Source organism: Massilibacteroides vaginae (assembly GCF_900178525.1).
GTDB lineage: Bacteria > Bacteroidota > Bacteroidia > Bacteroidales > Tannerellaceae > Massilibacteroides > Massilibacteroides vaginae.
On the sequence record NZ_FXDJ01000008.1, the window covers coordinates 30,396 to 49,618 of the forward strand.

The window sequence follows — 19,223 nt, forward strand, 5'->3', positions numbered from 1 at the left end:
TAGTAGGCAAACCCTGTGCCAAAAAGGTAACTCGTTGATAATATTGGATATAAGAAAAATTGATAATGTTCGATAACGAACAGTCTGTTCACTTTCAGAAAATACATTTATCTTTACATCCCAATAACTTAATTAAGTAGTATGTCAATTATTACAGATTTTGATCTTCATATTGAGCAAGCCCGTGAGCGTATTCGGGAAGCTGTTCAAAAAACCCCATTACAATACAACAAACGTATTTCTACACGGTATGACGCGAATGTTTATTTGAAAAGAGAAGATTTGCAAGTTGTTCGTTCCTACAAATTGCGTGGAGCGTATAATATGATAAAGAGTATGGAGCCGGACCTGCTGGCAAAAGGAGTGGTTTGCGCAAGCGCCGGCAATCATGCGCAGGGATTTGCATTCAGTTGCAGTGCCATGGAAATCAGAGGTGTGATTTTTATGCCTCAAACAACACCCAAACAGAAAATCAAACAAACAAAAATGTTTGGAAAAGAGTACGTGGAAGTGATTCTTAAAGGAGATACTTTCGACGATTGTGCCGAAGCTGCGAAGCAATACACAAAGGAACATCAAATGACGTTTATTCCGCCGTTTGATCATCCCCGTATTATTGAAGGGCAGGGAACCATCGCTATTGAGATATTGGAAGAACTTAAAAACGTGGATTATCTTTTTATCCCTGTTGGCGGCGGCGGACTATGTGCCGGTGTGGGTGCTTATATGAAAGAACATTCACCGAACACAAAGATAATCGCGGTTGAACCGGCTGGTGCTGCTTCTATGAAGGCTGCTTTTGAAGCCGGTGCTCCGGTTACGTTAAAAAAAATCGACAAATTTGTAGATGGAGCGGCTGTGAAACGGGCGGGTGATATTACCTATTCCATTTGTAAAGAAGTTGTAGATGATATCTGCCTGATACCCGAAGGTGAGGTGTGTTCTGCTATTCTGCGTATATATAATGAAGATGCTATTGTGATAGAGCCTGCCGGTGCTTTGGCCGCGGCGGCAATTAAGCATTATGCCGGAGAAATTAAGGGTAAAAACGTGGTTTCGATTATCAGCGGTAGTAATAACGATATCGATCGTATGCAGGAAATCAAAGAACGTTCTCTTTTGTTTGAAGGATTGAAGCATTATTTTATAATTCGTTTTACACAGCGCCCAAGTGCGTTGAAAGACTTTGTGAATAAGGTGTTAGGTCCGCATGATGATATTGTGCGTTTTGAATACATGAAGAAAAACGAGAAGGAAAGCGGCCCCGCCCTTGTTGGAATAGAACTGAACTGTCGGGAAGATTATGATGCGCTGATCGCTCGTATGTATGAATACGAATATGACTTTACGGTGTTAAATAAAGATAGCGATTTGTTCGGTTATTTGGTCTAAATGACCATGTGTATGTGTGTTTTTTATATCTTCGCATTTATAACTTGATGAGATTTATTCCGTGTTGGGTTATCACAAATATAATTAAGAAAAAGATGAAGAAAGTAATTTTGTTTGCCGGTTCTGCTATCCTATTAGCAGCTTGCAGTGAAAAGCCGGGTTATCAGATATCCGGAACAGTGGCTGACGCTGAACTAAATGGTCAGTATGTTTATCTTTATCCGTATGGAGACCGTGAAGCTGCTCCGCTGGATAGTGCTCTTGTAACTAACGGAGCTTTCTCTTTAAAAGGAGAGCAGGCAAGCCCGGCTCTTCGCACACTTCGCTTTAGTACCGACGTGGTTGAACCGGTACGTGCCTCTGCCGGTTTAAATTCTCCTTTTTCGGCAACATTCACGTTGGAAAATGCCAAAATCAATGCGGTTTTAGATTCTGTGTCGGCAGTAACCGGTACGTTGGAAAATGACGCTTTTACCGCTTTCCAGAAAGAATTAATTGTCATTAACGAGGAAATGCAACAAATCTATGCGGAAGCGAAGAGTGAAGATCAGGCTGTTGCAGAAGCGGCGGAAGCTAAATATGAAAAAGCATCTGAAAAATTGTCGGCCAAAGCAAAAGCCTATCTTTCATCGAATGCAAATAAATTGTTAGCAGGAAAAACAATCGTTGATTTTCGTTACAACCTGAACGAAGCAGACCAAGCTGAGCTGATTGCCAAAGCGGATTCTGTATTTAAAAGCGCTCCGGGTGTTGATAAATTAATTGCCCACCTTGATGTGCTTAAGAAAGTAGCGGTAGGTCAAAAAATGACCGACTTTGAGATGGCCGATGTAAAAGGAGAGGTTAAGAAATTGTCTGATTTTATTGGAAAGAACAACTATGTTTTGGTTGATTTCTGGGCATCATGGTGCCCTCCGTGTAGAAAAGAAATGCCAAACTTAGTGGCTTTACATAAAAAATACAAGGCTAAAGGATTCGATATCGTAGGTGTATCTTTAGACAGCGATAAAGCAGCCTGGGAAAAAGGAATCAAGGATTTGGGAATCACCTGGCCTCAATTGTCCGACCTGAAAGGCTGGCAGAATGAAGGTGCGGCATTGTATGGTGTAAACTCAATACCTCATGTGTTACTGATCGATAAAGAAGGAACGATTATCGCGAAACAATTACATGGCGATAAACTAAATCAAAAATTAGAAGAATTATTTAAATAATCAGGTCATGAATAAGAAGTTAATCACGCGTATCTTACTTGCACTTATTGTACTTACAATTGTTGCGACAGTAATACTTTATTTTGTTTATCAGAACGAAAAACCTATGATGGCATTCTATCTGGCTTGCAGTGGGGGACTATTCGTGATTAACTTTTCGATCACCTTGTTTTTTATCCGTAAGAATTTTAAATAACTTCTAACACCAAACTAAATATATTATAATGAAGAAAAAGCATTTTATCGTTGCGGCGGCTTTAGCTGTTTTTTCAGTGGCGGAAACAATGGCTTGTACCAGTTTCCTGATCGGGAAAAAAGCATCTGCCGATGGGTCGGTTATGATTAGTTACGCGGCAGATTCGCATGGTTTGTATGGAGAGTTATACCGTTGGCCGGCGGCAGTATGGCCTAAAGGGAGTATGCTCGAAATCCGTGAATGGGATACCAATAAACCGTTGGGCCGGATTCCACAAGTAGAACGTACCTATTCTGTTGTAGGGAATATGAACGAACATCAGGTAGCAATTACGGAAAGTACATTCGGTGGTCGTCCGGAATTGGTGGATACAACCGGCATTATGGACTACGGAAGCCTGATCTATATTGCGCTGCAACGCTCAAAAACAGCTCGTGAGGCAATAGATGTAATTACCGGACTGGTAGCTGAGCATGGCTACTATAGTAGTGGTGAATCATTCTCTATCGCAGATAAAAATGAGGTATGGATGATGGAGTTGATCGGTAAGGGCGTAGGTAATAAAGGAGCTGTTTGGGTAGCTATCCGTATTCCGGATGATTGCATTGCAGCACATGCCAACCAATCACGCATCCAACAAATTCCGTTTGATGATAAAGAAAACTGTTTGTATTCTCCCGATGTAGTTTCTTTTGCGCGTGAAAAGGGATATTTTAAAGGAAAAGATAAAGATTTCAGTTTTCAGAATGCATATTGCCCATACGACTTTAGCGGTTTGCGTGGTTGCGAAGCTCGTGTATGGTCTTTCTTCCGCAAATATGATAAAACAATGGATAAATATACCGACTTTATCAAAGGCGACGCAAGCAAAGAACCAATGCCTCTTTACATTAAGCCGGATAGAAAACTGTCTGTACAGGACGTGCAAAACGGAATGCGTGATCATTACGAAGGCACAGATCTGGATATGACAAATGACGATGGCGCAGGACCATATAAAGTTCCTTATCGCTGGAGACCGATGAACTTTACCATAGACGGAAAGACCTACGTAAATGAACGTGCTATTGCTACACAACAATCAGGTTTTGTGATTGTTCCGCAAATGCGTAACTGGTTGCCCGATCCGGTTGGGGGTGTACTTTGGTTTGCGGTTGACGATGCGGATATGGCCGTGTTTACACCTGTGTATTGTTCAGTGCAAGCTGCTCCTGAATGTTACCGTGTAGGTAATGGTGATATGATGAACTTCTCCTGGACTTCCGCTTTCTGGATTCATAACTGGGTGGCTAATATGGCATACCACAAATATAGCTTTATGATTGAAGATATCCGTAAAGTACAACAGGAATTAGAGAACGGTTATCAGGATGTTTTGCCGGCAATCGACAAAGCAGCTACCGAACTCTATGCAAAAGACCCGGCAGAAGCTGCAAAATTCCTGACCTGGTTTAGTTCTACCAATTCGGATGAGGCTACGGCACGTTGGAAAAAATTAGGCGAGTATTTGATTGTAAAATATATTGATGGAAATGTAAAGAAGGAAGAAAACGGACGTTTCAAACAAAACGGATATGGATTATCCGCTTATCCTGATTTCCCCGGATATGACGAAACTTACTACCGCAGCATTGTGAAAAGTGCCGGCGATCGTTTACGTGTAACTGAATAATTAGTTTATTTTAAACCGTTTTTATTAAGGTAAAAGTTATGAAAAGAGTGATTATGTTATTGTTGCTTACAGTAATTACAACTGTAGGCTATGCGCAGAAGGGAAAGACTTCTGCCGGTTTTACATTAGGCCATGCTTTTGATACTGAAAATGTAATAGCAGGGATTGATCTTCAGTATAATGTGACAGATGAGGTGCGTTTGGCTCCAAGTTTATCTCACTTTATAAAGAATAATGGATTGAACGCATGGGCGATAGATATAAATGCACATTATGTGTTTACACTGAGTGATGTGTTTGGGTTCTATCCCTTAGGCGGAGTCGGACTTACATTTTGGGATTATAAGTGGCGCCATTCCAGCATGAACCGATTTGGTTTGAATGTTGGTTTAGGAGGCGAGATTTACGCGACAAAAGAAATAACCGTCGGATTAGAAATGAAGTATAATATCATGTCTGACTTAGATCAGGCGATAGCTGGTATCCGCATCGGATACACTTTCTGATAAGAGGAGTTGTTTTTTTAATAATAGAAGAGGGGTTGAGCTGTTGAGGTTCAGCCCCTTTTTGTTATGATTTTGTCCGCTCTTTATAATACGCGTAACGTTTCATAATTTGCGAAACATAATTTGCTGTTTCCGATCCACGAAGATAACCGTGCTTACAGATAGAATCATTATAGTAGGAAGGTTCGCTTTTCAGTCTGATGTATTCGGCTACATTATTGTCCCAGATATATGGGTTTTTGCCGTACTTAACCGCCAGCTTTTGCGCATCATAGATATGTCCGATACCCGCATTATAAGCTGCTAAGGTGAATTTTATCTTCTCCTGTGGTTCGGTAATCTTTTGAAAACCTTTTCGGAATTCGGCTAAACAGCGTACTGCCGTATGGATAGAAATATCCGAATCTTGTAATTCGTGCGGACTTACCCCAAAGCCTCTTGCCGTTCCCGGCATAATTCCCATTAATCCTTGAGCACCCGCCCACGAAACTACTCTTGTGTTGAATCTTGATTCCTGATAAGCGATTGATGCCAGCAATTGCCAGTCCCAACCGAGTGTAGGTGCATGCTTTTTAAATGAAGAGTCGTAGGGCGAAATATGTCCGTTCTTAATATCAGGTATTTCACTTAATTCCGGAATTTTACTAAGCTCAAAATAACGTTTTACGGTAGCCCTGAAAACTCGTTTGCCGGTATTGTTGGATGACCATTCATTGATTGCTGCTGCCAGATCAGGACTTTTCTTATTGACAATCCAGGAAGACCGTTGTGTGAAGCTGATATTCAGATTAACATTGATGTTCCAATGGTAGGTTTTATTCAGACGAGCTAAATTATCATCACTAACCGTATAGCTGATCTCCCCTTTTGAAACCTGTTCAATCAGGTCTTCGGTTGTGACTGAGTCTTCGTGTACTTCCAGAATTCGCAGACCTCCGCCTAATTCTTCATTTAGGTTATGCAGACGTTCGGCGTATTTTGTGTTTGCTTTTACGTGTATGTCTTTGCCAATCAGTTCGGTAACGTTGCCTATTATTGTATCTCCTTTGTTGGAACGTTGTACTAAAACCTGGCTGGTTAGCTCTTCATAACCACAAAAAAGAACATCCTTTTTCAGTTCGTTATTAACAAAGATGGGATAGGCAGCAACGTCCGCTTCACCCGTTTTAATCATTTCTATTAATTCGGGTACGCTTTCGGCAACGAGGATTTTAAGATTCAGATCATTCGAATATGCGAAATCTTTGATCAGGTCGTACTCATAACCCATTTCTTCCATTTTATATTGGAAATAGGAAGTCGAGCCATATAAAGTTACCGCCTTTATCTCACCGGCTTCTTTAATCTGAACCAAATCCTGTATTGTAACCTCAGACTTCTTCGGACTGAAACAACCCGTCAGCAGACTGAAAGAGAAAAAGTATATAAGCCCTTTTCTTAACATAGGTAGAGCATTTCTTTATTTCTTTTCCAATAAGACTACGTTTTCCACATGATGCGTATGGGGGAACATATCGACAGGTCTTACCTTCTTTACGTCGTATTTCACGCTTAGTAGGCTCAGGTCTCTTGCTTGTGTGGCAGGGTTGCAGCTCACATAAACAATCCGTTTAGGTTCCGCGTTGAGAATTGTATTGATTACATCGTCGTGCATTCCGGCACGTGGAGGGTCTGTTATAATAACATCAGGTTGTCCGTTTTCTTTGATGAAACTGTCAACCAGAATATCTTTCATGTCTCCGGCGTAAAAGGAAGTATTTGTAATTCCGTTCAGTTCGGAATTTACTTTCGCGTCTTCTATTGCTTCGGGAACGTATTCGATTCCTACTACTTTCTTTGCCTGACGGGATACGAAATTCGCGATCGTTCCTGTACCGGTATATAAGTCATACACTACCTCGTTTCCGGTTAGTCCGGCAAATTCACGGGTTATTTTATACAGGTTGTAAGCTTGTTCGCTGTTCGTTTGATAAAAAGATTTGGCCCCGACTTTAAATTTCAGACCTTCCATCTCTTCAATCATGTGATCCTTACCGGCGAAAACACATATTTCCTGATCGGTAATCGTGTCGTTGCATTTCTCGTTTATTACGTATAATAACGAAGTGATCTCCGGAAACTGCTCCTGCAAATGACGAAGCAGACTTTCGCGTTTTTCCTTGTCTTCATAATAAAATACGGCAACAACCATCAGATCACCCGTAGAAGACGAGCGTATCATCAATGTACGTACAAAACCTTCCTGATTGCGGAGGTCGAAAAACGGATATCCTTCGTGAGACAGGCAATATGCTTTGACAGCCAACCTGATTTTATTTGAAATGTCGCTTTGTAGCCAGCATTTATTAATATCGAGCACCTTATCAAACATACCCGGAATATGAAAGCCTGCCGCATCCATGCAGTCAAACTTAGCTCCGGATTTAACCTCCTCGTCTGTCAGCCATTTCTTGTTTGAAAAAGTGAATTCGAGTTTATTACGATAAAACACCGTCCGTTCAGATCCTAAAATAGGCAGGATTTCTTCCATTTCTATTTTTCCGATACGGGTTAAGTTATCGATAACTTGCTGATGCTTGTACTTTAATTGTTCATCGTAGGGAAGATGTTGCCATTTGCAGCCACCACAAACGCCAAAATGTTCACAGAATGGCTCTGCGCGTTGTGGGGAATAAGTGTGAAAATAGACAGCGCGCCCTTCGGCATAACTGTTTTTCTTTCTTGTCAACTGGATATCAACCACGTCTCCGGGAGCCACATAAGGTATAAATACCACATAATCGTTTACTTTCGCTATTGCTTTACCTTCAGAGCCAACACCGGTAATCATTACCTTCTCTAAGAGTGGTAATTGCTTCTTTCTCTTTGCCAATTTCTTTACATTTAATTTTTCGCCACACAAATGTACATATTTACTTGATAACTCAATATTAGATGGTTGTAAAACACATATTTTCGCTATTATTCCTTATTACTAATAAACATTAAATAGTATATATTTGTACAAAATGTAAAGTCGAGATTGCAAAACAAATCTAATAATAACTAGCTGGATTATGGAAAAGAAAAGAGTGTACACCTTTGGTAATGGAAAGGCCGAAGGAAAAGCGGATATGAAAAACCTGCTTGGTGGTAAGGGAGCAAACCTTGCTGAAATGAACTTAATTGGCGTTCCGGTTCCTCCGGGATTTACAATTACTACTGAAGTTTGCGCTGAATATTATGACTTAGGACAGGATAAGGTAGTTGAATTATTGACAAAAGAAGTCGAAAAGGCCGTCGCAAATATCGAAGGATTGATGAACTCCAAATTCGGAGATATAGAAAATCCACTATTGCTTTCCGTTCGTTCGGGAGCGCGAGCGTCTATGCCGGGTATGATGGATACCATCCTTAATCTTGGTTTGAATGATGAAGTAGTGGAAGGATTGGTTCGCAAAACCGGAAACGCGCGTTTTGCGTGGGATTCTTATCGTCGTTTCGTTCAGATGTACGGTGATGTGGTTTTGGGTATGAAGCCAACTAATAAAGAAGATATTGATCCGTTTGAAGCAATTATTGAAGAAGTAAAAGAAGAAAAAGGAGTAGCATTAGACAATCAATTAACTGTAGACGATCTGAAAGATCTGGTTAAAAGGTTTAAAGCAGCCGTTAAAAACCAAACAGGAAAAGATTTCCCGACCTGTGCGTACGAACAACTTTGGGGAGCCGTTTGCGCTGTATTTAATTCATGGATGAACGAACGCGCGATCCTTTACCGTAAAATGGAAGGAATTCCCGCTGAGTGGGGAACAGCCGTTACGGTACAGGCAATGGTGTTTGGTAATATGGGTGATACTTCTGCTACCGGAGTTTGTTTCTCGAGAGACGCGGGTAACGGTGAAGACCTGTTTAATGGCGAATACCTGATCAATGCTCAGGGAGAAGACGTAGTGGCCGGAATTCGTACACCTATGCAGATCACAAAAATAGGTTCTCAGCGTTGGGCGGAGCTTGCCGGTGTTTCTGAAGAAAAACGCGCCGGTGAATTTGCTTCTTTAGAAGAAGCTATGCCCGAAATATATAAAGAATTAGACGCTATCCAAACAAAGCTTGAAAATCACTACCGTGATATGCAGGATATGGAATTTACCGTACAAGACGGTAAACTTTGGTTCCTTCAGACCCGTAATGGTAAACGTACCGGTTTTGCGATGGTGAAAATAGCCATGGATTTACTGAAACAAGGGATGATTGATGAGAAAACAGCCTTGAATCGGGTAGAACCTAATAAGTTGGACGAGCTTTTACATCCTGTATTCGATAAAAAAGCCCTGGCTAAAGCAAACGTGTTAGTGAAGGGATTGCCTGCCTCTCCGGGAGCAGCTACCGGACAGATCGTTTTCTTTGCCGATGACGCGACAGTTTGGGCAGACGAAGGTAGAAAAGTAATTTTGGTGCGTATCGAAACATCTCCTGAAGATTTAGCCGGAATGGCCGTGGCAGAAGGGATTTTGACTGCTCGCGGAGGTATGACTTCTCATGCCGCTGTAGTTGCCCGTGGTATGGGTAAATGCTGTGTGTCCGGAGCCGGTGCATTAAACATTGATTATAAGAAAAGAACGATTGAAGTTAATGGTAAACTATTAAAAGAGGGCGATTATCTTTCAATTAACGGAACAACCGGTGAGGTTTATGAAGGTAAGATAGAAACAATCGCGGCAGAAGTTTCCGGTGATTTTGACGATCTGATGAAACTGGCTGATAAATACACCAAACTACAGGTTAGAACAAACGCGGACACGCCACACGATGCTCAGATTGCGCGTGATTTTGGTGCTGTTGGTATTGGCCTTTGCCGTACGGAACACATGTTTTTTGAAGGCGAAAAGATCAAAGCCATGCGTGAAATGATCCTTGCGGAAAATGCAGAAGGTCGTAAAAAAGCATTAGCTAAGATTCTTCCTTATCAACAAGAAGACTTTAAAGGTATCTTTAAAGCGATGAATGGCTTCCCGGTAACGGTACGTTTATTGGATCCTCCTTTGCATGAGTTTGTGCCGCATGATCTGAAAGGTCAGGAAGATATGGCTAAAACGATGGGGGTATCTGTCGAAATAATCAGGCAGCGTGTTCATTCATTAAGTGAGCAGAACCCCATGTTAGGACATCGTGGTTGTCGTTTGGGAAATACTTATCCGGAAATCACGGAAATGCAAACCCGCGCGATATTGGGTGCTGCTCTTGAATTGAAAAAAGAAGGAATAATAGCCAAACCCGAAATCATGGTGCCGCTTACCGGTATTCTTTATGAATTTAAAGAACAGGAAGGCGTGATAAGGAGTGCTGCTGAAAAACTATTTGCAGAAAAAGGAGACCGCATCGACTTTAGTGTAGGTACGATGATCGAAATTCCTCGTGCCGCGTTAACGGCTGATCGTATTGCCTCTTCTGCCGAATTTTTCTCATTCGGAACGAATGACCTGACGCAGCTTACATTCGGCTATTCACGTGATGATATCGCTTCTTTCTTACCTGTATACCTGGAGAAAAAGATTTTGAAAGTAGATCCGTTCCAGGTGTTGGATCAAAAAGGGGTAGGGCAGTTGGTTCGTATGGCCACTGAAAAAGGACGCTCAATCCGTCCGGATCTGAAATGTGGTATTTGCGGCGAGCATGGTGGCGAACCATCTTCCGTGAAGTTCTGTCACCGTGTTGGATTGAATTATGTTTCATGTTCTCCGTTCCGTGTACCTATCGCTCGTTTAGCAGCAGCGCAGGCGGCGATAGAGGAATAATAATGGATAAAAAAGTGAAAAAGGGCGTTCGTAATGAATGCCCTTTTTTTGTGGAAAAAACGGGAAAATCAGACTAAAAAAACCTGTTTCAAAAGTATTTGAAAATCAATGCTTTATAAATGGGAAAAACATAAAGGTTATTTTTTGAAAAATAAAGGATATCTTTTCAAAAATAAAGGATATCTTTTTTTTTATAAAGGATGCGAAAAAATGAAGGTGGTTTCTGTTAGATTTAATCGGTTGAATATTGTAATATTGTATTACCTATTTTTGGGGGATTATATCTTATTGAAAACAAACTTAAAAATCTAATATACCATGCGAAGACGAAACTTTTTTAGGGCCGTTGCGGCCGGAGGGTTGACCACTGCTTTTGCGCCGGTTCTGAAAGCGGCTGCTCCCGAAAAACCTGCCGGGAAAGCCAACGAGAAACCGGAAACGAATATTGCTGATGCTATGGCGGCGCCTCGTACCGAAAATTCAATGCCCGGGTTGTATCCGGGGCGTGTTGTTCGTGCCAATCATCCTTCATGCGTGATCGACGGCTTGCCTTCGGAGAACGCGGCTTATGAAATGTTGAAGTCGGCTATGCTGGGACTAACCGGTGAGCAGTCTTTGGGAAAGGCATGGCTGCAATTTGTAACCCCTCAGGATGTAATCGGACTGAAGGTAAATCCGGTGGCAGGTAAATTACTGACAACTTCTCACGCGGTGACAAAAGCGATTATCCGGCAATTGGAAGAGTCCGGAATACCACGAAAGAATATAGTGATTTGGGACAGACGTGAAATGCAACTGCATGAAACCGGTTATACAGAAGAAAACTATCCGGGTATCCGAATTACAGGAACGGAATGTCAGGATGCCGAAGGGGGCTTTTACGCGGAAAACGGGAAATTATATAGTGACGAAAGAATTGATAAATCCTGCTTTTTTTATGCCAATGTGGAAGGCGAATACGATGCCTACACAATGCCTTTTATGGTAAATGGGGGCGTTAATTCATACTTTACGAAAATCTGTACCGAACAGGTTACAAAAATTATTAATGTGCCCATCCTGAAAAATGCCGGAGCGGCAGTAACACTTTGTATGAAAAATCTGGCTTTTGGTGCGATTTCCAACACAAGCCGTTTGCATCAAAGCCTTTGGCACGAAACCTGTGCTTATGTTTGTGCTTTCCCTCCGTTGCGAGATAAGGTGGTGTTGAACATTGTTGATGGGCTTCGTGGATGTTTTGATGGTGGCCCGGCCGCTAATCCGCAGTTTATCTGTAACTACAACATGATGTTGGTAGGCTCTGATCCCGTAGCGGTAGATAGGATTGGACATGATATCGTGATCAATAAAAGAATAGCTGAGGGTGTACAGAAAGAAGATAAACCTGTTTCGCTTCGCTTTATGCAAATAGCCGAAGAGTTGAAGCTGGGTGTTTCGGATATTAATAAAATTGACTTGAAAACTATTGAAATAGAATAGTATGAATCGTTTGGTGTATTTGCTTATTTTATTCCTTACCCAATCTGCACTCCTTTTTGCCGGACAAATTGAGGTGAAGCGTGAACGGGTGTTTACCGGAACCGGCTTGTACGGATTTATGAATGGTGGCGCGGATTTGTTTTTGGAATACGGCGTTCGGAAGTTAACAACCCGTGATATTCTTTATGCCGGAGAAGAATATACGTTGGATATTTATGAAATGCCAACGCCCGAGGATGCCTATGGTATCTATTCTGTTCACACTTTTAAATGCGACCAGGCGGATACCGACGGAGGTATCAACTGTCTTTCCACTTATCAGTTGCAAAGTGTGGTTGGGAATTGTTATGTGTCGTTAGTTTTCACTTCGGGTTCTGAAAAAGCAAGATCGCAAGCGGATGTAGTGTTGAAGCATTATACCTCTGCTCTAAAGAGGGCTGATATTCTTTTTCCGGAACAACTTACCATTTCTCCTCCTTATTCCGGTGTGCTGAAGTTTATGCGGGGAACTATCGCGCTTTCAGCGGCTCAGTTGTCTTTGTCGAACCTGCTGAAAGACTGTGCCTATACGGGTGTCTGGCTTTATCCTTCGGCGAACGACGACGAAAAACTGGCGTTTATCTCCTTTGAAACAAAAGAAGACGCGCTGTCCTTGTTTGAAAAAGCAGGGGAAGAGGCTGTTTTAAATAGCGGTGAAAATTGGATTTTGCTCAAAAACAGCGATTTAGATAGCGAAGAAGAAAACTACGGTCCGTTCGGTTTTTAATGCGCGATGGATTGAGCAAGTTCTGTTCCCTGCCGGATACGATCGGCAAGGCCAATACCTCCTTTGATGTTACCGGACAGATAAAGCCCCGGATATTGCTGCTGTATGGTTTCAATCGCCTCAAAACGTTCGCCACTGTTTATCTCGTATTGCGGTATGGCACGAGGATGGTGGAAAATATGAATTAGATCCGGTTTCGTTCCGGTTGGAAATTTCAGCATGTCGTGTAGTTCACGCATAACGAGTGCTTCCAATTCTTCATTTGTCAATCGCGTTAATTCAGCGTGCTGCACACCACCGATAAAGAAGGAGAACAATGCGCCTTTTTCTGGGGCGCGATCAGTAAAACAAGCGGAGGGAAAGAGGATGCCTAATACATCTTTCTTTTCTCGGGTAGGCACCAATCCCCCAAAGGCGTTGAACTTGAGTTTGCCGGTGTCTTTAATGCCTACCGCAATTTGCACGATAGGCGCATACCGCAGGTTGCAAAGTTTAGTCATTTCTTTTTCAGCAACGAAGGGTAGTAATTCCGGCAGACTGTATCCGCCTACTGCCGTGATGATTTTCGCAGCTTGTATTGTTTCTTTTCCGCTGTTTGTCGAGAAGGAAACATGCCATTTATCAGCCTCCGGGTTTATACGAATATCGGAAGCAGACAGCACAATGTTCTCTTCGCCAATATGTTTTCCTAAAGCTTTTGGCAATGATTCCATACCCCCCGTGGCCGAAAATACTTGTTTGGTGGCCAGGCGATCACGTGCGGATTTAGGTTGTCGGGCTTTTGCCACGGTACCACGGATAAATCCCCCGTATTGTTGCTCAAGATTATAAAGCTTGGGTAAAGCATACCGGGTGATCAGTTTAGTAGGATCGCCGGCGTACACACCGGACAGGAACGGATCAACGGCATAGTCTAAATAAGATTGCCCCAAACGGCGCACGGCCAATTCGGCAACGGATTCGTCCGGATTCTGACCTTTAGCGCGAAAGGGTTCGCCCAGAATCCGGAATTTATCGGTGAAAGAAAACAGGGGAGTAGCTAAGGCAGAAAAAAGTCCGGACGGCAACTCTCTGAAGTGATCTCCTTTCCATATATATCTGCGTTTGGCTTCTTCACGGGCTGTTGCTAACATACAATCGGGAGCTAATTCCGAAAATAACTCAGCAACTTCAGGATATGAAATAACGCCGGTATTCGGTCCGCTTTCATAAATAAACCCCTCTTTTTGGAAAGTGCGTATTTGTCCACCGATGCGGTCGGATCGTTCTATAAGCAAAACATTAAAACCTCTTTGTTTCAGATAATATCCGGCCGTTAATCCGGTAATTCCGGCGCCAATAATAATAACATCTTTTTGTGTTGTATCCATCCCGATAAACTTTAATCCTTACAAAAATACAAAATCGGTGGTGGAATAACCTGTTTTGCAGAAGAAAAAACGATTCTCCGGATAAACAGATAATTAGTATCTTTGTCGTTGCTAAATAAAAAGTAGCTAAATGATTATAGAGATTATCGCGGTATCAATACTTGCGTTTCTTTTAAATATACCTTTAGGACGGTGGCGAGTACAGTATAGAAAACTGTCATTGCCCTGGTGGCTGATCGTACATGCGTCTATCCCTGTGATTATTGCAGTTCGTATATGGTTAGAAACTCCCCGTGCATTTATCCCGTTATTCGTCGCTATGGCGGTGTTCGGACAATTTGTCGGAGCACGTTTTGTAAGGAAGAAGATTAATTCATGCGATTAACCGGAGGTTAGTACCGGTTAAAATCTTTAGGTTTAAATGCGAATCCAAACCGAAGTCTGCTTTTGTACATATTATATTCCAATAAGTTTTCGCCGTATCCATTGTAATATTGCATGATTGCGTAAACCGGCTTTTTTCGCAGCACGCGGTAGTTCAGTTCGAATTTAGAGTTTACGCCGGGTCTGGATCGATAAGTAGGTGTAAACATCATGGACAAATTAACCCTTTTATTGTTCGTGCTGAAATTAGACGCAACGGTAAATAACCCCATATAACGTACGATGTCTTGCGAGTAACGCCCGTCTACAATCGGTATCCATCCTTTGGCATGAAGTTCCCAATTTCTGGTCATTTGAATAGTTGCGGCCACAGATAGCTTGTTCCAGCTTCTGGATTGAATACTGTCAAAACCATTAGATTCATGCTCTAACATAACATAGCCCTGCCCAACATATTTACCGTCTTTGAATAAGTATTTGTTTAATCCGAATCCCGGATTGATGCTCATATCATGCAGCGGAAAAGAAGGTTCGAATACATTCAGGAAACATGACATGGTAAATTGAAAGAAAAAATGGGAATTCCACAGCATCTTACTGTCCGACAGACGCTGCATTACACTTAGCTGAAATGTAGCATCCGAATTTGTACTTGTTGGTTTAGAACCTACTGTAGTACCGATCAACCCTAAATTATCTTTAAATGCAGTAAAGGACGGTTGTTTATCTAATTCTGCCCTGATACTGCTTACGTCTTTTGTTTCATAAGGAATCTCAGGTAAGATATTTTGAGCATTTATAGTATTGCAAACTGATAAAAAAAAGAATGTACCCAAACAAGCCGGGATAAGTTTTAACCTTAACATCATAATGTTACACATAATATTAAGGCGGCAAAGTTATAAATTATTTTATAGTTTCTTAAGTCAACGCCTTTGTATAGCTTCGTTTGAATAAAGTTTATTCGGTCAATAAATATTAAAAAATGTTCTTTTTGTCTACATGAATCGTGAACTGAAGCGTTTTACACACTATTGTTGTTTGTCTTGTTGGCTGGAAATTCAACATAAATTTTAAAATGTTCGTATTATATTTTTTTAATTTAACACTGAATTCTATAGAAAATCATACATTTGTAGTTAGTTCTATATGATCAATGTGTATGGATAATTTTACAGGATTAGTTTTAGAAGGAGGGGGCATGCGATGTGCCTTTACTGCAGGAATACTTGATTTTTTCATGGATAATCAGATTTGGTTTCCTTATACAATCGGCGTGTCTGCCGGAGCAAGCAATGGTATTTCCTATATTTCACGACAGAGAGGGCGTTCGCGTTATTCATACGTGGATTTGATGAAAGAATATAAATATGTAGGTGCCATGCCGATCTTACGTGGGAAAGGGGTAATTGATATGGATTTTTTGTTTAATGTTTATCCTCAGAAATATTATCCGTTTGATTATGATAAATTTTTCGATACAAAAGAGCGGTTTGTAGTTGTGACGAGTAACTGTCTGACCGGTCAGGCAGAATATTATGAGGAAAAATCAGATCCGGATCGTTTGCTTGCCATTGTGCGGGCTTCATGTTCGCTTCCGGTAATGTGTCCCATCGCTTATGTAGACGGAACCCCAATGGTGGATGGCGGAGTTTGTGATTCAATCCCTTTACAAAAGTCTATTTCAGACGGAAACCGTAAAAACCTGGTTGTTCTTACGAGAAATAAGGGTTATCGGAAAAAAGATAAAGACTTTTTTCTTCCGGGTTTTATCTATCGAAAATTTCCTGAATTAAGACAACAATTAAAACTTCGCTATAAAAGATACAACGAGCAGCTTGACTATGTAGAAGCATTGGAGGCGAAAGGAGATATTCTTGTAATCCGCCCAACTCGAAAACTGGAAGTTACCCGTACCGAAAAGAGCATAAATAAACTATCTTCTCTTTATGCGGAAGGATACGAGTGTGCTAAATCTACATTTCTTAGAGAAGGTTTTCTTAAGGCTTTATAAAGATTTGGCTGTCTTTGTCGGATCGAGGGATAAGTTGCAAACATCTTTCCAACGCCCATCAAATCGCGCCTTGCTTAACGCATTGTCACGTACTTGCGAACCGGGATGTCCTTTTGCCAGATCGGCGGAATGCGCTGCTATTTTATGAGCGATCAATCTTTCTTTTATTGCATCTTTATCTGTGGATACTGTTTGATCCGAAATTAAAGATACACCCTGCCATGCTATTTGAGCTGCTCCGATAGCTGAAGCGATGTATTCTTGTCCCGGAGCAATGTCTGTACTTACCGGGCCCGCAGTGAAAAACGGTGTTTGTTGGCAGATGTATTGTTGCTCTTTTACGCTTTCTTTAATTTTATTAAGTGGGGTATGTCCCGGACCTTCTACGATAACCTGAATAAAATACTTCTCCTTCGCTTTTTCGGCAAGTTCGCCTAATATGCGTAATTCAGAAAACTGGGCAGCATCACTTGCGTCATAAATTGAAGCGGGGCGTAACGCACTACCTAATATTAGCGTGATATCATATTGTTTTAACACCTCGCATATATTGGAAAAATGCGTATAAAGAAAGTTCTCCTTATTATTTGTTTTCATCCAATTCCGGAGGAATATTCCGGCCGGCTCGGCGATTCCTGTTAAGCGTACCTCGGTTTGTTTCAGGTGTTTCTTTAATAAACCGGCATGAATAACGAAGCAATCCACGCCTTGTTCTGCTTGATTAATTAAAACATCACGGAATGTCTCCCATTTTAATTTTTCAGGATCATCGCATTGCTTGAGCGCATCAAAAAGAGGAGTTGTACAGTATGGAACCGGGCTATTGCGTAATATGAGCTCTCGTGTATTAGTTAAATGGGCGTCGTCGTCATTTTCAATAAGTAGATCAGCTCCCCATTTGCAACGCCAGACAATTTTTTCTACCTCGTTTTCCGGCAGAAATACTTCTCTGCCATAACTAATCCGTGAAGCTACTTTCACCAGAAAAGTCTTACCGATAATCATTGGCTCAGCTTCCGGGTGATTGATGTTGGATGGGATGACGGCACGTCCCGCAGCAATTTCCTTGCGTACAAAGTCCGGCGTAATGTGAGACTTTAAGCCAAGCTCTTCAACTTGTTGATTTTCGCGGATAGCTACATACTCCATTTCAGGTGTTATAACCCTACGTTTGGCATAATATAACTGAGTAATGTTTTTACCCTTCTTCGCAATAAAAGCATTGTTGATTTTTATCTGGTCTTTTTTTCTGTTATTCCAGTCGTCTTTTATTCTGAGAATACCAAGTTGAGGAATAGTGTCCATTTTAGGGTCTGAAAAAGGACCGGTTGTATCATAAAGTATTACGGGATTATTCTTCTTTACATTTTTAACCCCATTAATATCCGTCACAATTGTATCGGAAAGAGTAACCCTTCGTACTCCGACATGAATTTTGTTTTTTTCACCCGGGATATATTCTTTTTCAGATGCAGGAAAACTAATTCGTATATTTTTTTTACCAGCCATAATTTCTAACCGTACCTAAAATGGCAATTAAATTAAATAAAAAAAACGTTGGGAAGTTTTATTTCCAACGTTTTTTTGTGACCGCGACAGGATTCAAACCTGTAACCGGCTGATCCGTAGTCAGCTACTCTATTCAGTTGAGCTACGCGGCCATTCTAAAAAGTTTAAACATTACTATGAATTGAAGTGACCGCGACAGGATTCAAACCTGTAACCGGCTGATCCGTAGTCAGCTACTCTATTCAGTTGAGCTACGCGGCCATTCAAAAATTGTTTAAACATGTCAAAGAGCAAATGTGACCGCGACAGGATTCAAACCTGTAACCGGCTGATCCGTAGTCAGCTACTCTATTCAGTTGAGCTACGCGGCCATTACTCTTAATGCGAGTGCAAAGGTAGTATTTTCTTCTTTCCTCCCAAAAGTTTAGGGCATCTTTTTCTTATTAATCCAGCATCTTAGGGTTAAATAGCAGATAACCAATGTTCAATCCGAAATTGAAGTTGCGTTTGGGATAGCTATATCCGTTTGCATAGAGGCTGACTGAAGCAAAAGGAAGCTGAAGAACAAAGGCTGCTTCTCCCATATAATTGAATGATTTCAGAAATTCGCCATAATAAGGTGTATAAACGTTTCTGGTTTCGACAACGGATGTTTCTTTTTTTATCTCATAGATAGGGGCAAAGGCATAAAGGTCTGTTCGGAAATGTAACAATTTACTTAATTTAATGACGGGAGAAATTCCGGCAGCCAAGTATTGATTTGCCCGGAATGCCTCATTAAAAATAATGACACTATGTGGTGTAGGCGTAAATGCCGGTGCTTGCAGTATGCTGGAGGTGTAGTTGTTCATTAGGTTCTTACTTGAGATAACTACTTCTGTCATTAAGCCGAGATTAAAGCGATCGCTCAATGTTTTGTAACTCTGCAAATGCCCTTTAATCAT

Annotated in this window: 15 protein-coding genes and 3 tRNA genes; 10 read left to right on the plus strand and 8 right to left on the minus strand. The window is 41.4% G+C overall.

Going from position 1 to position 19,223, the window contains the following annotated elements; translation table 11 throughout:
* The first annotated feature begins 141 nt into the window (after positions 1-141).
* From ilvA to B9Y81_RS05660, 5 genes are all read left to right on the plus strand, one after another.
* Complete coding sequence (gene ilvA, locus B9Y81_RS05640) at positions 142-1,392, plus strand: threonine ammonia-lyase IlvA (RefSeq protein WP_085536040.1); 1,251 nt, start codon at positions 142-144, stop codon at positions 1,390-1,392.
* A 95-nt stretch (positions 1,393-1,487) separates the two neighbouring features.
* Complete coding sequence (locus B9Y81_RS05645; RefSeq protein ID WP_085536041.1) at positions 1,488-2,606, plus strand: TlpA disulfide reductase family protein; 1,119 nt, start codon at positions 1,488-1,490, stop codon at positions 2,604-2,606.
* Positions 2,607-2,613: 7 nt separating this feature from the next.
* The gene (locus B9Y81_RS05650) at positions 2,614-2,802 is read left to right on the plus strand and encodes a hypothetical protein (protein ID WP_085536042.1); all 189 of its coding nucleotides are present in this window, start codon (positions 2,614-2,616) and stop codon (positions 2,800-2,802) included.
* A 28-nt stretch (positions 2,803-2,830) separates the two neighbouring features.
* On the plus strand, positions 2,831-4,474 hold the full coding sequence (locus B9Y81_RS05655; RefSeq protein ID WP_085536043.1) for a dipeptidase: 1,644 nt from the start codon (positions 2,831-2,833) through the stop codon (positions 4,472-4,474).
* A 38-nt stretch (positions 4,475-4,512) separates the two neighbouring features.
* Positions 4,513-4,980, plus strand: coding sequence for an outer membrane beta-barrel protein (locus B9Y81_RS05660; protein WP_085536044.1), 468 nt, complete (start codon positions 4,513-4,515; stop codon positions 4,978-4,980).
* Between the two features lie 64 nt (positions 4,981-5,044).
* On the opposite strand, the gene B9Y81_RS05665 is transcribed toward B9Y81_RS05660, so the two are convergent.
* Positions 5,045-6,424 carry an MltF family protein gene (locus tag B9Y81_RS05665; protein WP_085536045.1) on the minus strand — a complete coding sequence of 460 codons (1,380 nt, stop codon included), beginning with the start codon at positions 6,422-6,424 and terminating at the stop codon, positions 5,045-5,047.
* Positions 6,425-6,439: 15 nt separating this feature from the next.
* Positions 6,440-7,852 (minus strand): 23S rRNA (uracil(1939)-C(5))-methyltransferase RlmD, encoded by a 1,413-nt coding sequence (gene rlmD / locus B9Y81_RS05670; protein ID WP_085536046.1) that lies wholly within the window; start codon positions 7,850-7,852, stop codon positions 6,440-6,442.
* A 184-nt stretch (positions 7,853-8,036) separates the two neighbouring features.
* Between rlmD and ppdK the strand changes: the two genes are divergently transcribed.
* The 3 genes from ppdK (at position 8,037) to B9Y81_RS05690 (ending at position 13,002) form a co-directional block, all read left to right on the plus strand.
* The gene (gene ppdK, locus B9Y81_RS05675; protein WP_085536047.1) at positions 8,037-10,757 is read left to right on the plus strand and encodes a pyruvate, phosphate dikinase; all 2,721 of its coding nucleotides are present in this window, start codon (positions 8,037-8,039) and stop codon (positions 10,755-10,757) included.
* A gap of 318 nt (positions 10,758-11,075) precedes the next feature.
* Positions 11,076-12,236 carry a DUF362 domain-containing protein gene (locus B9Y81_RS05685; protein ID WP_085536049.1) on the plus strand — a complete coding sequence of 387 codons (1,161 nt, stop codon included), beginning with the start codon at positions 11,076-11,078 and terminating at the stop codon, positions 12,234-12,236.
* A 1-nt stretch (position 12,237) separates the two neighbouring features.
* Positions 12,238-13,002, plus strand: a complete 765-nt coding sequence (locus B9Y81_RS05690; RefSeq protein ID WP_085536050.1) for a DUF6599 family protein — start codon at positions 12,238-12,240, stop codon at positions 13,000-13,002.
* Here the strand turns inward: B9Y81_RS05690 and hemG are convergent.
* Positions 12,999-14,372, minus strand: a complete 1,374-nt coding sequence (hemG, locus tag B9Y81_RS05695) for a protoporphyrinogen oxidase (protein ID WP_085536051.1) — start codon at positions 14,370-14,372, stop codon at positions 12,999-13,001. The genes B9Y81_RS05690 and hemG overlap by 4 nt on opposite strands.
* A 130-nt stretch (positions 14,373-14,502) precedes the next feature.
* Here hemG and B9Y81_RS05700 point away from each other — a divergent pair, with 130 nt between their 5' ends.
* On the plus strand, positions 14,503-14,757 hold the full coding sequence (locus B9Y81_RS05700) for a hypothetical protein (protein ID WP_085536052.1): 255 nt from the start codon (positions 14,503-14,505) through the stop codon (positions 14,755-14,757).
* A gap of 7 nt (positions 14,758-14,764) precedes the next feature.
* Here the strand turns inward: B9Y81_RS05700 and B9Y81_RS05705 are convergent, their stop codons facing one another.
* On the minus strand, positions 14,765-15,625 hold the full coding sequence (locus B9Y81_RS05705; RefSeq protein WP_176221458.1) for a phospholipase A: 861 nt from the start codon (positions 15,623-15,625) through the stop codon (positions 14,765-14,767).
* 287 nt (positions 15,626-15,912) lie between these two features.
* Between B9Y81_RS05705 and B9Y81_RS05710 the strand changes: the two genes are divergently transcribed.
* Positions 15,913-16,770 (plus strand): patatin-like phospholipase family protein, encoded by an 858-nt coding sequence (locus B9Y81_RS05710; protein WP_085536054.1) that lies wholly within the window; start codon positions 15,913-15,915, stop codon positions 16,768-16,770.
* Here the strand turns inward: B9Y81_RS05710 and B9Y81_RS05715 are convergent.
* The 4 genes from B9Y81_RS05715 to B9Y81_RS05730 all read right to left on the minus strand — a co-directional run bounded on the left by B9Y81_RS05715 (position 16,765) and on the right by B9Y81_RS05730 (position 18,650).
* A complete protein-coding gene (locus B9Y81_RS05715; RefSeq protein WP_085536055.1) occupies positions 16,765-18,279 on the minus strand; it encodes a phosphomethylpyrimidine synthase ThiC in 1,515 nt (504 codons plus the stop codon). The genes B9Y81_RS05710 and B9Y81_RS05715 overlap by 6 nt on opposite strands.
* Positions 18,280-18,357: 78 nt before the next feature.
* Positions 18,358-18,431 (minus strand) — tRNA-Arg (locus tag B9Y81_RS05720).
* 35 nt (positions 18,432-18,466) lie between these two features.
* Positions 18,467-18,540: transfer RNA gene (locus B9Y81_RS05725), tRNA-Arg, on the minus strand.
* A gap of 36 nt (positions 18,541-18,576) precedes the next feature.
* Positions 18,577-18,650 (minus strand) — tRNA-Arg (locus B9Y81_RS05730).
* Positions 18,651-19,223: the final 573 nt, after the last annotated feature.

What these genes read in the sequence shown, in the direction of transcription:
- ilvA (WP_085536040.1), top strand. Translation starts at nt 142, where the DNA reads ATGTCAATTATTACAGATTTTGATCTTCATATTGAGCAAGCCCGTGAG.
- B9Y81_RS05645 (WP_085536041.1), top strand. Translation starts at nt 1,488, where the DNA reads ATGAAGAAAGTAATTTTGTTTGCCGGTTCTGCTATCCTATTAGCAGCT.
- B9Y81_RS05650 (WP_085536042.1), top strand. Translation starts at nt 2,614, where the DNA reads ATGAATAAGAAGTTAATCACGCGTATCTTACTTGCACTTATTGTACTT.
- B9Y81_RS05655 (WP_085536043.1), top strand. Translation starts at nt 2,831, where the DNA reads ATGAAGAAAAAGCATTTTATCGTTGCGGCGGCTTTAGCTGTTTTTTCA.
- B9Y81_RS05660 (WP_085536044.1), top strand. Translation starts at nt 4,513, where the DNA reads ATGAAAAGAGTGATTATGTTATTGTTGCTTACAGTAATTACAACTGTA.
- B9Y81_RS05665 (WP_085536045.1), bottom strand. Translation starts at nt 6,424, where the DNA reads ATGTTAAGAAAAGGGCTTATATACTTTTTCTCTTTCAGTCTGCTGACG.
- ppdK (WP_085536047.1), top strand. Translation starts at nt 8,037, where the DNA reads ATGGAAAAGAAAAGAGTGTACACCTTTGGTAATGGAAAGGCCGAAGGA.
- B9Y81_RS05685 (WP_085536049.1), top strand. Translation starts at nt 11,076, where the DNA reads ATGCGAAGACGAAACTTTTTTAGGGCCGTTGCGGCCGGAGGGTTGACC.
- B9Y81_RS05690 (WP_085536050.1), top strand. Translation starts at nt 12,238, where the DNA reads ATGAATCGTTTGGTGTATTTGCTTATTTTATTCCTTACCCAATCTGCA.
- hemG (WP_085536051.1), bottom strand. Translation starts at nt 14,372, where the DNA reads ATGGATACAACACAAAAAGATGTTATTATTATTGGCGCCGGAATTACC.
- B9Y81_RS05700 (WP_085536052.1), top strand. Translation starts at nt 14,503, where the DNA reads ATGATTATAGAGATTATCGCGGTATCAATACTTGCGTTTCTTTTAAAT.
- B9Y81_RS05705 (WP_176221458.1), bottom strand. Translation starts at nt 15,625, where the DNA reads ATGATGTTAAGGTTAAAACTTATCCCGGCTTGTTTGGGTACATTCTTT.
- B9Y81_RS05710 (WP_085536054.1), top strand. Translation starts at nt 15,913, where the DNA reads ATGTGTATGGATAATTTTACAGGATTAGTTTTAGAAGGAGGGGGCATG.
- B9Y81_RS05715 (WP_085536055.1), bottom strand. Translation starts at nt 18,279, where the DNA reads ATGGCTGGTAAAAAAAATATACGAATTAGTTTTCCTGCATCTGAAAAA.